12 protein-coding genes are annotated in these 13,352 nt (G+C 67.0%); 9 read left to right on the top strand and 3 right to left on the bottom strand.

Annotation, left to right across the window (positions count from 1 at the left end):
* Together VLF18_RS11110 and VLF18_RS11105 are read right to left on the bottom strand one after the other, a co-directional pair.
* The coding region (locus VLF18_RS11110; RefSeq protein ID WP_325279688.1) for a hypothetical protein at positions 1-183 on the bottom strand (183 nt) is incomplete at its 3' end.
* A gap of 191 nt (positions 184-374) precedes the next feature.
* Positions 375-1,946, bottom strand: a complete 1,572-nt coding sequence (locus tag VLF18_RS11105) for a serine hydrolase domain-containing protein (RefSeq protein WP_325279687.1) — start codon at positions 1,944-1,946, stop codon at positions 375-377.
* A gap of 172 nt (positions 1,947-2,118) precedes the next feature.
* Between VLF18_RS11105 and VLF18_RS11100 the strand changes: the two genes are divergently transcribed.
* A complete protein-coding gene (locus VLF18_RS11100; RefSeq protein WP_325279686.1) occupies positions 2,119-4,089 on the top strand; it encodes a DUF7452 domain-containing protein in 1,971 nt (656 codons plus the stop codon).
* Between the two features lie 9 nt (positions 4,090-4,098).
* Here VLF18_RS11100 and VLF18_RS11095 read toward each other — a convergent pair whose 3' ends face one another.
* A complete protein-coding gene (locus VLF18_RS11095) occupies positions 4,099-4,401 on the bottom strand; it encodes a hypothetical protein (protein ID WP_325279685.1) in 303 nt (100 codons plus the stop codon).
* Positions 4,402-4,635: 234 nt separating this feature from the next.
* On the opposite strand from VLF18_RS11095, the gene VLF18_RS11090 reads away from it, so the two are divergent.
* The 8 genes from VLF18_RS11090 (at position 4,636) to VLF18_RS11055 (ending at position 13,305) form a co-directional block, all read left to right on the top strand.
* A complete protein-coding gene (locus tag VLF18_RS11090; RefSeq protein WP_325279684.1) occupies positions 4,636-5,325 on the top strand; it encodes a hypothetical protein in 690 nt (229 codons plus the stop codon).
* 25 nt (positions 5,326-5,350) lie between these two features.
* Entirely contained in the window at positions 5,351-7,060 is a 1,710-nt protein-coding gene (locus VLF18_RS11085) for a phosphate ABC transporter substrate-binding/OmpA family protein (protein ID WP_325279683.1), read from the top strand.
* A gap of 248 nt (positions 7,061-7,308) precedes the next feature.
* Complete coding sequence (locus VLF18_RS11080) at positions 7,309-8,118, top strand: ABC transporter permease (RefSeq protein ID WP_325279682.1); 810 nt, start codon at positions 7,309-7,311, stop codon at positions 8,116-8,118.
* Positions 8,100-8,951, top strand: coding sequence for an ABC transporter ATP-binding protein (locus VLF18_RS11075; RefSeq protein WP_325279681.1), 852 nt, complete (start codon positions 8,100-8,102; stop codon positions 8,949-8,951). The genes VLF18_RS11080 and VLF18_RS11075 overlap by 19 nt, the downstream gene beginning before the upstream one ends.
* Positions 8,952-8,963: 12 nt before the next feature.
* Positions 8,964-9,833, top strand: a complete 870-nt coding sequence (locus VLF18_RS11070; RefSeq protein ID WP_325279680.1) for a hypothetical protein — start codon at positions 8,964-8,966, stop codon at positions 9,831-9,833.
* Positions 9,830-10,690: a hypothetical protein gene (locus tag VLF18_RS11065; RefSeq protein ID WP_325279679.1), complete on the top strand. Its 861-nt coding sequence runs from the start codon at positions 9,830-9,832 to the stop codon at positions 10,688-10,690. The genes VLF18_RS11070 and VLF18_RS11065 overlap by 4 nt, the downstream gene beginning before the upstream one ends.
* Before the next feature lie 68 nt (positions 10,691-10,758).
* Positions 10,759-11,466, top strand: coding sequence for a PspA/IM30 family protein (locus VLF18_RS11060; protein ID WP_325279678.1), 708 nt, complete (start codon positions 10,759-10,761; stop codon positions 11,464-11,466).
* A gap of 9 nt (positions 11,467-11,475) precedes the next feature.
* Positions 11,476-13,305 (top strand): ATP-binding protein, encoded by a 1,830-nt coding sequence (locus tag VLF18_RS11055; RefSeq protein WP_325279677.1) that lies wholly within the window; start codon positions 11,476-11,478, stop codon positions 13,303-13,305.
* The last annotated feature ends 47 nt before the right edge of the window (positions 13,306-13,352 follow it).

Raw genomic sequence — 13,352 nt, 5'->3', positions numbered from 1 at the left:
AAGCCGCTGCACCAGCGGTGCGTAGCGCGTCGCGACATCGACGCGCGCGGTCAGCAGGCCGGCGGATGCCGTCTCGATGCGAATCGGATCGGTATTCGCGACCGCCGGCGCGGGCGCGGTCCAGCTGCCGATGGCCGCGGCCAGGACCACGCTGGCCGTCGCGTAAAGCAAAGAGAAGTTCATGGCGGAATCCGCAGCAGCCGGGGTTGCTCTGATGTACGCGATGCCGCCGGCGTGGGGATCATGGGGGGCGGGGAATCAGGATCGCCAGAGCGCGATATGGCAAGAGCGCCGCTCCTCGCTTCTTCGATCCCTCGTTCCCGATCCCCGCTACGCGGAAAGGGCGGCCCAAGGCCGCCCTTTCCGCGTGGCCACTACGGCGTTACGGGGCTGCCATCCGGCCAGCTCAGCGTCGGCAGGATCGTCACCGCGGTCGCGATGTCGCCGCGGTCCAGCGCCGCGACCAGGCTGCGGCCGTTGCCGAGCGTGAGCAGCTCGCTGCGCGCCGCGGCCCAGGCGCGTTCCGGCGTCTCGCTGCCGTCGAGATAGCTGCCGGCCATGCGCCGCACGAGCGTTTCGTAGCGCTTGGCGATGTCGAGCCACGGCGGCGTCTCGTCGTTGACGAGCGGGCCGCCCGTGCCCGGGCTGATGCCGCCGCCGGCGATCGGCGGTGTCGTCGAGGTCAGCAGTGCGTGGATGTCGTTGGTCAGGCCCTTGCGCGTGCCGCTCTGGTTGCAGAGGAATGCCACGCCCCAGCTGCCACCGACGTCGTTCGGCCAGATCTTCATGTCCGAGGTGTAGCCCGCGATGTTGCCGCCCTTGCCGAACCAGCTGCCCTGCGCGGCGGAGCCGAGTTCGAGGCCCATGCCGATGCGCAAGCCGCCGGAGTTCGCGTAGTAGGTGCGCATCGTCGAGTCGATCGTCGCCTTCGGAATCACTGCGCTGCTCTGCAGGATCAGCATGAGCCGCGCGACGTCGCCGATCGTCATCGACCAGCCGCCGGCCGGACCTTCCCAGCCCCAGCCGTTGCCGCTGTGGTAGTTCGCCACGACGCCGGCGCCGTCATAGCCTGTCGCGTGATTCTTGATGTCGCCGGCGCGAAAGCCCGTGTTGAGGCAGGCGCTGATCATCGTCGGCTCGGTCGCCGAGGTGCCGCGTGCGACCTTGTTCCAGATGTAATTCTCGTAGCCGCGCGCCTTCAGCGGAATGTCGGCCTCGCGGCTGCGCTGGTCGATCAGCGCGCCGGCGATGCTGTAGCCGGTGTTTGAATACAGCGCGGTCGTGTTCGGCAGGGTCGGCTGGTTCGCGTCGTTGTTGCCGTAGCCCGGGAACACGAGGCGCGGACGCAGCGACGGCCATTCGATGCCGCTGCCGGCATAGAAATCGTTGATTTCATCGAGCGTATTGAACGGACCGTTGAAGCTCGGATCGCCGGAAAGGCCGGCCTTGTGGATCAGCACCTGCTTCAGCGTGAAGTCGCCGTTGGCGAGCGGCATCTCGCCGAGTTCGGCGTAGACGGCACTGTCAAGCGTGAGCTCCGTGTCCATTTCCAGGCGCAGCGCGGCGAGCGCGGTCAGCGTCTTGGAGATCGAACCGATGGCGGCCGGCGTCGCGACCGTGAACGGACGGTTGTCGTCGACGTCAGCGAGCCCGTAGCCGCGCAGCAGTGCGATCTTGTCGTTGCGCGTGATGCCGATCGCGCAGCCGGCGATGTCGACCGGCGTCGCGGTCAGATAATCTTCGACGAGCGCGTCGATCTGCGCGATCTTGGCCGGCGCGAGGCCGCCTTCGTTTTCCGGCAGATTGATGTACTTGGCGTCCTTGACCTCGATCAGGTTGATGTTGACGTCGCTGCACTGATCCGCACCGGTGTCGACCGGCGCACAGGCGGAAAGACCGAGAGCGAGCGCGGCGGCCGTCGCGCTGTACAAAAGGGAAAAGCGCATAAATCACCTCTGCTGTGTCGTTGGGGTCGTCAACTCCCGCTTCCCACATACGCAGCAATCGGTGCGCAGGGATCACTCCCCTGCGTGTTCGCAGCCGTCCCGGTATTTCGTTGGACAGATGTCCTGTGCAGCAGCGCTTTTGCGCTTGCGACGAAAACCGCGGAGTCGCTTCATGAAGCTATGGTTTGCGTTCGGATGGATGTGGCTGGCCGCCGGTGGCGCGCAGGCCGCGGTCTGGCCGTCGGCGAGTGCGCCCTGCAACGGCACGCTGCAGGCCTGCATCAATGCCACGCCCGCAGGCGGCAGCGTGCTCGTGCGCAGCTCGGCTGCGATAGACGAAGAGCTCGTCATCAACAAGAGCTTCTCGCTGTTCGCCGCGCCGGGTTACCGGCCGCGTCTGCCGAACTCGCGCAGCATTGCGTCGTCGGCGCCCGCAGGCGGGAGTTATTTTTTCGAGCTGCGCGGCATCGATCTGACGCGCGGCCGCGTCACGGTGAACGCGAACGCCGCGACCAACGCCACCATCACGCTTGAACGCGTGAATGTGGAAGCCGGCGTCTTCGCCGCCGCCGTCGAGATCGTCGGCGGCAGCGGTGCGCTCACGCTGGACATGCAGGACTGCCGCATCGCAAAACCGTCGAACATCGCAGAACCGGGCCAGAGCGCGGTCCTCATCGCCGCGCTCGGAAGCAGCGCGCGCCTGCGCTTTTTCCACAACCGCATCCGGCTCGACGACAGCGACGCCGGCGCGGCCATCCGGCTGCTCACGCGCGGCGAGACGCGCCTGAGCGCGGTCGGCAACGACATTCGCGGTCGCAATTACATGTCCGGAATCAACGCCGTGCAGACCGTCGCGGGCAGCATCCTGAACGCCGCGCTCGTCAGCAACGTGGTACGCGGCCAGGCCGGCGGGGCTGCATCGCCGGGTGCGCTGAGCCTTCGCATCGACGCCGGGAACGCGCGTGTCGTGCTGCGTCACAACACGCTCGTGCGCAACGACAAGGGAATCGCGCTGTATGGTCCGAGCGGCGGCTTCGTACCGTCGGCGATCGATCGCAACATCATCGCGTGGAACGGCAGCGGCATTTCGATTCCGCCGTCGGAGCAGGCTCAGGTCAGCGTCGACAACAACCTGTTCCATGCCAACCTCGGCAACGCCTATGTCGCCGGCGCCGCCAATCTGTCCGCGGACCCGCGTTTCGTCAGCGGTCACGATCTGCGTCCCGCGTCTGGGTCGCCGGCGCTCGGCGCGGCGACGTTTTCCAGTCCCATCGCTCCGCTCGAACCGCTGCCCGAACTCGACGCTGACGGACTCGCGGCCGGACCGGGCGCCAACGACCTCGGCGCCTATCAGCGCCACGGCGCGCACGTGCTGCATCGCGCCGCCGGCGGCAGCGGCACGCTGTCGGGAGCGGGCATTCCGGCCGGCAGCTTCGTGCCGTTTCATGCGAGCCAGAACTGGAATCCGCCGGGCAGCGCCGGCGTATACAACGACTCGGCGATCGGCATTCGCTACACGACCGGCTGGAGCGTGTTCAACCAGGACGGCACCGCGCTGCCGCCCGACGCGGCGTTCAACGTGTTCGTCCCGTTTCGCCACGGCCTGCCGTTTCGCGATACCGCGACAAGCACGACGACAGCGACGGCGTCGCTGGACAGCCTGCCGTCGAACCTGCACATGAATCCGCGGCTGTTCTGGCTGTTCACGCTGAACCGCTCGGTCACGACCACATTCGGTGCGCTGAATGCGCATCCGGTCGCGCTGCTCTACTTCAACGGCTGGCATCTGTACAACACGGACGCAGCCGATTTCCCCCAGAACGCGAGCTATTCGCTGTACTGGCAGGAGACGAGTCCGAACGCGTACGTGCACTACGTCAGTCCGGCGAACCGGTCAGACCACGTGACGACGCTCGATCATCCGCTGCTCAACGGCAACCGCTGCGCGATGATCCAGTTCTCGGCATCGACCGCCGGCGGCGTGCTCAATCCCCACGAACTCGGCGCGTACTACACGGGGTCGCGCTGGGCGCTGTTCAACCAGGATCTTGCCGCGCTTGCCGACGACGTCGCGGTCACTGTGCTCGTCGATCCGGCGCAGGCCGAATCCTGCGACAGGCTGTTCGCCGACGGTCTGGAATGAGCAGACCGACTACCGGACGCCCGGGAAACTTTCGACATAGCGAATCGTGAAGTCGGGAAAGCTTTCGACGATCTGGATCTTGTAGTCCGGAAAGCTCTCGACCATCTGCCACTCGCCCGCATCGTCGGGAAAACTCTCGACGACCTTCACGTGCAGGTCGGCGAAGCTCTCGACGATCTTGACCTTGTAGTCGGGAAAGCTCGTGACGAACTGGATCTTGCCGCGGATCCGCGCGAGATCGGGTCTGGCGTCGCCGGCGGACGCGGTCGGCGCGGCGAGGGCCATCAGAAGCAGCGCGATCAGACGTGGCACGGACGACTCCGGGTGCGCGCGGGATCGCGCGCCCCGGGGAGATTCGCGCAGCCGGGCGCGCCGGTGCAAGCGCGCCGCTGTCCCATTCGTCACCCTTGCGGCGCCCGTGCGCTCGCCCCATTTCGGCCGCGGGAGGCAAGGCTGCAACGCGACCGGCACGCATTGGTCGCATCGGATCGCCTACACTCCCGCCGTGAATGCGCCAGCAATGGGGAGATTGCGTTGAGCCGATTCATGCGTGCTTTGCAGAAGGCGGGCCTCGTCGAACTCGACGAAAACGCCCAGCCCATAGCGACCGACGCGCCCGCGGAGCCCGAACCCACGCCCCAGGTCGTCATGGACCACGCGCCGGAACCCGTCGCGGCCGAGCCGGCGCCCGTCACGGCCGTGCCGGAAGGACCGATTGCCGAGCAGCGCCCGTTCGAGGCCATCTACGGCGAACAATCGGTGCCGCCGTCGGCATTCACGGCCGAAAAACTGCTCAAGATTCTCGACGGCTTGGCCGCGCTCGATCCGACCGCGCGCATCGCCGCGGTACGCGCGCTCGATGCGGCCGACGATGCCTGGACCGTCGACGACGCGCTGCTCGATGCCGAGCGCAAGACGCGCGCGCTCGGCCAGGCGCGCAGCCAGCTCGAAGCGCAGACGCGCGCAGCGCTCGAAAAAGCGCGCAACGACATTGCTGAACGCGATCAGCGCCAGCAGGACGCGGTCGGCGGCATCCGCAAGCAGATCGCCGACCTCGAAGCCCTGCTCGAGCGCGAAGTCGCGCGCGCAACCGAAGAAAAGTCCGCGTTCGAGAACGCGGCGCGCGCGACCAAGGAAGCCTGTCTGCGCGAAGTCGCGCGGCTCGATGCCGAAGCCGATCGTCTCAAGCGCCTCGCCGCGACGTTCGGCACGGCGCCGTCCGCGCCGACGACCTGATCCACACCCTGTATACGGAGCCGCCATGGCCAGAATGACCCCGCTCGCCAAAGGTCTGGTAACACTCATCATCCTCGGCGGCACCGCCGCCGCCGCCTGGCACCTGGGCCTCAAGGAAATCGTCCAGGGCAAGGCCGGCCAGACCCCTGCGCCCGCCACGCCCGGCGCGTCGACGACGGCCGCGACGAAGACGCCGGACGCGCCGGCCTCGACACCGGCGGCATCGACCAAACCGGCGGCACCGGCCGCGGGCGGCGCGCTCGGCAGCGCCGGCAATCCGCTGAAGGTCAGCATCGTGAGCTTCCATGGCTACGCGCCGGCCCTGCTCGCCAACGGCAAGGCACTCAAGACGCAGGCCGGATCGCTGTTCGCGCAGAACGGCGTCAACGTCGAGTTCGTGATCCAGGACGACATCCCGACGCTGTCGACGATCTTCGAATCCAAGACCGCGCACTGCGCGTGGCGCACGTCGGACTTCTGGGCGCAGGAGCAGCCGAACCTGCGCAATGCCGGCCTCGACGGCCGCGCGATCATGGCCGTCGACAACACCCAGGGCGGCGACGCGATCATCGCGCGCAATCCGCAGATCACGCGCGTCGAAGATCTCGCCGACCACAGCATCGCGCTGCTGCAGTTCACGCCGTCCGACGGCATGACCATCGACGCGATCGAGAACTCGAGCCTGACCGCGCGCAAGAAGCAGTCGGTGCGCTACGTCTACATCAATGCCGAAGAAGGCACGGCCGGCGTACGTGCGGCGCTCGAGAGCGGCAACGTCGACGCGGCCGCGCTCTGGGATCCGGATCTCTCGCTCGCGCTCAAGAACATTCCGGGCGCGCACGTCGTCTATTCGACGAAGACCGCGACGAACCTGATCTACGACGTCATCGTCTGCGACAACCGCGCGCTGTCCGATCCGGCCAACGAGAACGCGTTCCAGGGCTTCGTCGCGGGCTGGATGGCCGGCGTCGACGCCGCGCGCAAGGCGCCCGACGACGCCGTCGACGCGCTCGTGCGCACCGAGGAATTCTTCGCGCTGCTGGCCAAGGACCAGGGCCGCGGCTTCGTGAAAGGCCTGTTCGACAATCTCGTCTGGACCGGTCTCGAAGACAACGCGCGCATCTTCGGCCTCGTCGGCGGCACGAACCACTACGACCGCGTGTACCGCCGCTTCGACGGCATCTACCGCAAGGCCGGCGCCCTCGCCAACCCGAATTCGCCGGTCATCGCGCCGCAGGATTCGGTCGACCTGCGCTACCTCCGCAGCCTGCTCGCCAAGAGCCAGGCCGCGCAGCAGGCCGCAGCCAAGCCGGAGTTCACGTTCACCGAGCAGGAGCGCCAGCAGGTCGCCAAGCAGGAGCCGACCGTGACCAAGCCCGTCATCGTCAGCTTCGCCAGCGGCTCGGCGGAACTGACCAAGCGTTCGCAGAAGACCATCGACGACGAAATGGTGCCGTTCATCGAGAACAACGGCTCGGCGTACTTCGACATCTCGGGCAACAGCGACTCGACCGGTTCGCGCGAGGCCAACATGCGCATCTCGCGGGCGCGTGCACAGGCCGTCGTGGACTATCTCGTGTCGCAGTGGGAATTCGACCGCACGCGTTTCGTCGTGACCGGCAACGGTCCCGACAAGCCGTTGTGCAACGAGTCCGCGCCGCAGACCGAAAACCTGAGCCTCGAGGACTGCCGCGCGATGAACCGCACGACGCGCGCCGCGGTGCTGCGGCGCTGAGATTCATGCGATGACGGTGGGGCGAAGCGGAAACCCGTCCCCGCCCATGCCCTCCCCTGGAAGGGGAGGGCATGTTCCCGCGATCACAGCGATTCCGAACACAAAATAGAAAAGCGGAAAATCCTCCCCTTCAAGGGGTGAAAGACGATCGTTCGGAACCGCAGGTTCCGATCGACTTGACGCCCAACGGGCGGAGGCATGGGGGGATGGGTTTCCCGCCGAGCAGCCCATCAAGGCAAGGTAACCACATGGCCGAATCGACAAGCTGGAACCCCTACGCGCCGCTGAGCGCACAGACCACGCGGACATTGGGCATCGGCGCGGTCGTCGCGGTGCTCGTGCTCTGGGCCGTGATCAGCGCGACCGGCCTCGTCGGTCCGAACAAGCTGCCCGCGCCGTGGCAGGTCGCCAAGGCGTTCGGCTATCTCGCCTGGGACGGCGAGAACGGCCGCAGCCTGCTGCTGACCGCGACGATGTGGTCGGTCGGCCGCGTGCTCGCCGCCGGCGCGCTCGTCGTGGCGATCGGCATTCCGATCGGCGTGGTCATGGGCGCGTCGCCGAAGGTGAACGCGGCGCTGTCGCCGCTCGTCGATCCGTTCCGTTCCGCACCCGTCGTCGCGCTGCTGCCGATCATGGTCATGTGGTTCGGCATCGGCGAATGGATGAAGGTGCTGTTCCTGTTCGTCGGCGCCGTCGTGTATCTGATCCCGATGGTCCGCGACGCCGTGCGTGCCGTGCCGCAGGCCTACTGGATCTCGGCGCGCGACCTCGGCGCGACGCCGTTCGAAGCGGTCCGCCACGCCGTGCTGCCGCTCGCGATGCCGCGCATCGCCGATGCGGTCATCGTCGGCGTGTCGGTCATGTGGACCTACATCACCGTCGCCGAATACGTGAACGCGCGCGAAGGGCTGGGCCAGCTGATCCAGAACGCACGCCGCTTCTCCGCCATGGACCAGGTGTTCGCCGGCATCATCGTCATCATCGCGTTCGCCCTGCTGAGCTACCAGCTCATGCGCTATCTCAAGGCCAGGATGTATCCGTGGGAGACCAAGCTGTGAGCGCCGCCGCGAATCCGGTCAGCATCGAACTCAAGGACATCGTCCAGGAATACCCGCACAAGGACGGCAACGGCGTGCTGCGCGTCGTCGACGGCATCAGCATGACGCTGCAGCCCGGCATCAACATGCTGCTGGGCCCCTCCGGCTGCGGCAAGTCGACGATCCTGCACATGATGGGCGGCGTGCGGCCGATCGGCGTGCAGACGCCGACCTCGGGCACGGTGCTCATCGACGGCAAGCCCTGCGTCGAGGCGCATGACGACGCGGTCATGGTGTTCCAGCGCTATGCGAACCGGCCCGATCTCACGGTCGAGGAAAACGTCGCGTTTCCGTTCCGCCTCAAGCACTGGCGCTCGCGCATCGGCGATGCCGAGGCGCGCAAGCGCGTCGACGAAACGCTGGCCGCGGTCGGTCTGTCGGGCCATCGCAGGCACCTGCCGTCGCAGCTCTCGGGCGGCCAGAACCAGCGCGTCGCGCTGGCCCGCGCGCTCGTGCTGCGGCCGCGGATTCTTCTGATGGACGAACCCTTCGGCGCGCTCGACGCGCAGACGCGCGGCGAGATGCAGCAGCTCCTCGTGCAGATCTACGAACAGAATCCATGCCTCGTCGTGTTCGTGACCCACGACGTGACCGAGGCGCTGGCGCTCGGCGACCGCGTCATCGTGCTGTCGACGCAGCCGGCGAAGATCGCCGACGATTTCGCGATACTCGAGCCGCGGCCGCGGTCGGTGACCTGGCAGCGCTCGACCGAAGCCGTGCGCATGGAAGAACGCATACTCGCGCAGCTCCATGCCGCGAGCGCGGGCCGAGCGAGCCTGCGCGTGTCGGTGTAAGAGGAAATTCCCGTGACGATGGACCCCGCCTGGAACCGCGGCACCGAACACGAACAGCCGTCCTATCTCTGGGCGATGCTGACGGCGCCGCTCAACATCAACCTGTTCCTGGCCACGCTCGCGGGCAGTACCTTCCTGTCGATTCCCTACGGCGCGCCCGGCGCGATCCTGCCGCTGCTCGCGTTCGCCGCGGGCGAGGCGATCGCTTCGATGTTCATTCCGGCATCCTCGACATTCCGCGCGAAGGTCGACCGCAAGCTCAAGCTCAAGCGGCGCGAAGCCGCCGCGATGCATCTGCGCGGCGAGATCGCGCGGCGCTGCACCGAGCACGATGCGCGCTGGGAGATCTACCGCAACCTGCAGGAACGCGTGCGCAGCCTGCGCGAGATGGGCAGCCACCGGCGCAGCGCGCTCGGCGAGCGCGAGATCGAACGCATCGAGGACACCGCGATCGACTACCTCGGGCTGTGGCTCGCCGAACTGTCCATGGACGAACGCCAGGACTCGGTCAACGAGCGCGACATCGAGCGGCGCATCGCCGACGTGACCCAGCGCATCGAGAAAGGCGCCGAGGATTCGCGCAGCCTGCGCAAGGCCAAGGGCGATCTCGAGGAACTGCTGCTGCGTCATCGCCGGCTCGCGAGCCGCAAGGCCGCCGTCGAAGCTGCACTGCTGTCGCTGCCCGACGCGGTCGAAGAGATCTATCAGGCCATCATCACCAATTCGTCGGCCGCCGAAGGCGGCTCGCGCCTGACCGAAGCGATAGAACGTCTCCGGTTGGAAGAAGAACTCGAATCGAGCTACGGCGCCGAAATCCAGAGCATCGTCCAGCCGGCCGCCGCGCGCGCGATCGGCGCCGCGCGCCAGGGAGTGAAGTCGTGAACGTCCACAAGATCAGCCGCGGCGAGCTCGAAACGCTCGTCAACTTCAGCGCGCACGAACGCATGGTGCACGAAGCCATCAGCGCGGCACTCGGCGATCCGCTGCATCGGCTGCGTTTCCTCGGCCGCTACACGAGCTGGAACGGTCTGTTCGGCTCGGGCGTCGCCGCGCTCGCCGGCAAGATCGGGCGCTCGCGCCGTCTGTTCCTCGACCGCGACGAGCCGATCGAGGCGCTGGCCGATCGCAGCGTCTATGTCGGCAGCTTCTTCTTCGACGCGGCGCGCGACGAGTTCGACGATCACGAATCCGTGCATCGCGACACGCACCGCTGCCTCGCGCAGGCCACGCTCAAGGGCCTGCTCGAGATCGAGGCGCCGCGCGTGCCGGCGCTCGCCGAGCGCGACCGCGTCAACGCGCTGCTCGCCGAGCCGGCCTGGCTGCAGGAACTCAACACGCGCGTCGCGCAGGGCTACGGCGTCGGCAGCGCCGACGACCTGCCGGCGATCTTCCGCGCGATCGGCTATCACCTGGGTTCGGAGCTGCTCGCCGACCGCGAGTTCTCGATCATCGACGAGACCCTGCGCTACGCCGCGCCGGAACTGACCCAGCAGCTCCTGATGAAGCGCGTGTCGATCGCCGGCCAGGAGCATGTCGCCTATCACTGGATCGCGATCCACTCGGGCCACGGCGGCGGCGCGGAAGCCGATCATTTCGAATGGGCGACGCAGGGCGCGCGTCTCGCGCTGCGCTTCACGCCCGAAGTCGATCACGGTCCGCTCAAGCAGCAGTTGATCCAGGGGTTTCTTGCGTTCGCGCAGGACCATCGCCACTTCTTCGAACGCGTCAACACCGACTGATCCATCGCCGCCGGCAGCGGCGGCGTCCACCTTCATCGCCAAGCACTCGCAACGGAGACCCGCGCATCATGGCCAGCATCAATTTCTTCGACCGACTCGGCAACCTCTGGCGCGGTTTCGTATCGCTGTGGATCGCCGACGTCGAAAAGAAGCATCCGGAAATCGCCTACGAAAACGCGATCAACAGCCTGATCTCGAAATACACGAAGCTGAAGACCGCGACCGCCGCGATCATCCGCCGCCGCGACGAGATCGACCATCGCGTCGACGCCGAGCGCAAGGCGCTCGACGCCGTGGCGCGCGATCTCGAAGCCGCGCTCGCGACGAACCAGGACGATCTCGCACTCGTGCTGCTGCAGAAGAAGAGCGCGGTCGAAGCCGAACTCGCCGGTCTCGCGACCGAAGCCGAGCAGGCCAAGGTCGACGCCGACGACGCGAAGAACGCGCTGCTGTCGGTCAAGAGCGAGATCGACAAGCTCAAGGGCGAGCGCGACCGCATGCTCGCGAAGATGCAGAGCGCGCAGGCACGCATCCAGATCCAGTCGCAGCTCGACGGCCTGTCGGTGGAAGCCGACGTACAGGCGCTCGACAAGGTGCGCGACCACATCAAGAACACGATCTCCGAAGCGAACCTCGGCAAGGAACTGCGCGACTCCGATCTCGACGTGCGCCTGGACAAGCTGCGCCAGCAGTCGGGTTCGATCACTGCGCGCGCGCAGCTCGATGAACTCAAGCGTCAGCGCGCGGCGCAGGCCGCCGCCGGCAAGCAGATGTAAGGAGACCTCATGGCCGCGGCGCGACCCCCTGCAGTTCCCCTGCCGCGCTGGGCCGAAACGGTCCGGCGCAAATACATCGGCGGCGAAGCGTCGATGTTCGTCCTGCATCACAACGTGTTCGACGAGATCCTCTACGCGGACACGTTCTATTCGCTCGTCGATTTCCTGAGCGAGGTGCTGCTCAAGGACAACAAGGACACGATCATCGTCTACGACCCGTCGGCCGGCGTGCGCTATGCCAAGCGCACGAGCACGCTGGGCACGGAACCCGTGCGGCCGAACAAGCCGCCGGAAGAGGCGCTCGCCGACATCGAGCACGAGATCCTGCTGCGTCACAGCGCCGCGCTGATCGTCAGCTACGCCGGCAGCATCGCGCCGCCGGGCGAGGAGAACTTCCTCTCGCACGCCGACCGCATGGCGGCGATCCGCCTGCACCGCTGGTCGATGAGTCCCGAACTCGAAACCAAGGACAACGTCGTGTTCCTGCTCAGCGAATCGCTGGCCGAACTCAACGTCAAGCTCGTCGCGAACCCGCGCGTCGCCGCGATCGAAGTGCCGCTGCCCGATCTCGACGAGCGCGCGGCGGTGATCCGCAAGGTCGACCCGGCGATGAGCGAGGACAACGTCGAGCGGCTCGCCGAACACAGCGCCGGGCTGCGCTCGGTGCAGCTCGCACAGCTGCTGACGCCGCGCTCCACCGACAACGCGCTCGGCGAACGCGAGCGGCTCGAACTCATCCGCTCGCTGCTCGGCGACAGCGCCGACGCGCAGCAGCGCGCAGCCAAGCTCGCGGCAATCACGCGCGGCATGGACACCGACGAGATCCGCCACCTGATCAATCCCGATCACCCGCTGCCGGAAACCGACGCCGGCGATCCGTATGCGGAAGTCATCGAACTCGTGCACCGGCGCAAGCGCGAGATCATCGAGAAGGAATGCGCCGGTCTCATCGAGTTCATCGACGCGCGTCACGGTCTCGAAGCGGTCGGCGGCAACGAGGGCATCAAGCGGGAACTGATGCAGATCGCCGCGGCGATCAAGAGCGGCGACCGGCATCGCGTGCCGATGGGCCTGCTGTTCGTCGGTCCGATGGGAACCGGCAAGACGTTCATTGCGAAAGCATTCGTGAAGGCCTCGGGCCTGAGCGCGGTCACCTTGAAGAACTTCCGCTCCAAATGGGTCGGCTCGACCGAGGCGAACCTCGAGAAGGTGCTCGGCATGGTCAAGGCGCTCGGGCCGATCATCCTGATCATCGACGAGGGCGACCGCAGCTTCGGCGGCCAGTCCGAAGACACCGACGGCGGCACGTCCTCGCGCGTGATCGCGCGGCTCAAGGAATTCATGAGCGAGCCGGACAACCGCGGCCAGGTGCTCTTCATCCTGATGACGAACCGGCCCGACAAGCTCGACATCGACATCAAGCGTGCCGGCCGCATCGACCGCAAGATTCCGTTCTTCTATCCCGATACGCCCGAAGACGTCGAAGCCGTGCTGCGTGCGATCTTCGCGCGCTACAAGCTCGGCGACGCGATCGACTGGGCCGCGGCGCGCGAAGCGACGAGCGCCAAACTCGTCGGCTATTCCAACGCCGATCTCGAAGCGGTCTGCCTGCTCGCGCTGAACATGGCCGGCGAGGGCAGCACGATCGACCAGGCCTGTTTCGAGCGCGCGATCGCCGACTACGTGCCGGCGCGCGACGCCGGCATGCTCGAGTACATGGAAATGCTGGCCGTTTTCGAAGCCTCGCGCCGCAGCATGCTGCCGCAGCGCTATCGCGACATGACGCAGGAGGATTTCAACACGCGGCTGCGCGAGCTCAAGCGCGAGCTGCGGATCTGAAATAGAAGCCCTCTCCCCCGAGTTCACTCGGGGGAGAGGGTAGGGTG

Origin of the sequence: Tahibacter sp. (assembly GCF_035481375.1) — a bacterium.
In the GTDB taxonomy this organism is placed as follows: Bacteria; Pseudomonadota; Gammaproteobacteria; order Xanthomonadales; family Rhodanobacteraceae; genus Tahibacter.
The sequence above is the reverse complement of the archived record's forward strand: the minus strand, read 5'-3'. Positions and strand labels throughout refer to the sequence as shown.

Excerpts from the sequence above, each read along its gene's own strand:
- VLF18_RS11105 (WP_325279687.1), bottom strand. The coding sequence starts at position 1,946 with ATGCGCTTTTCCCTTTTGTACAGCGCGACGGCCGCCGCGCTCGCTCTC.
- VLF18_RS11100 (WP_325279686.1), top strand. The coding sequence starts at position 2,119 with ATGAAGCTATGGTTTGCGTTCGGATGGATGTGGCTGGCCGCCGGTGGC.
- VLF18_RS11090 (WP_325279684.1), top strand. The coding sequence starts at position 4,636 with ATGCGTGCTTTGCAGAAGGCGGGCCTCGTCGAACTCGACGAAAACGCC.
- VLF18_RS11085 (WP_325279683.1), top strand. The coding sequence starts at position 5,351 with ATGGCCAGAATGACCCCGCTCGCCAAAGGTCTGGTAACACTCATCATC.
- VLF18_RS11080 (WP_325279682.1), top strand. The coding sequence starts at position 7,309 with ATGGCCGAATCGACAAGCTGGAACCCCTACGCGCCGCTGAGCGCACAG.
- VLF18_RS11060 (WP_325279678.1), top strand. The coding sequence starts at position 10,759 with ATGGCCAGCATCAATTTCTTCGACCGACTCGGCAACCTCTGGCGCGGT.
- VLF18_RS11055 (WP_325279677.1), top strand. The coding sequence starts at position 11,476 with ATGGCCGCGGCGCGACCCCCTGCAGTTCCCCTGCCGCGCTGGGCCGAA.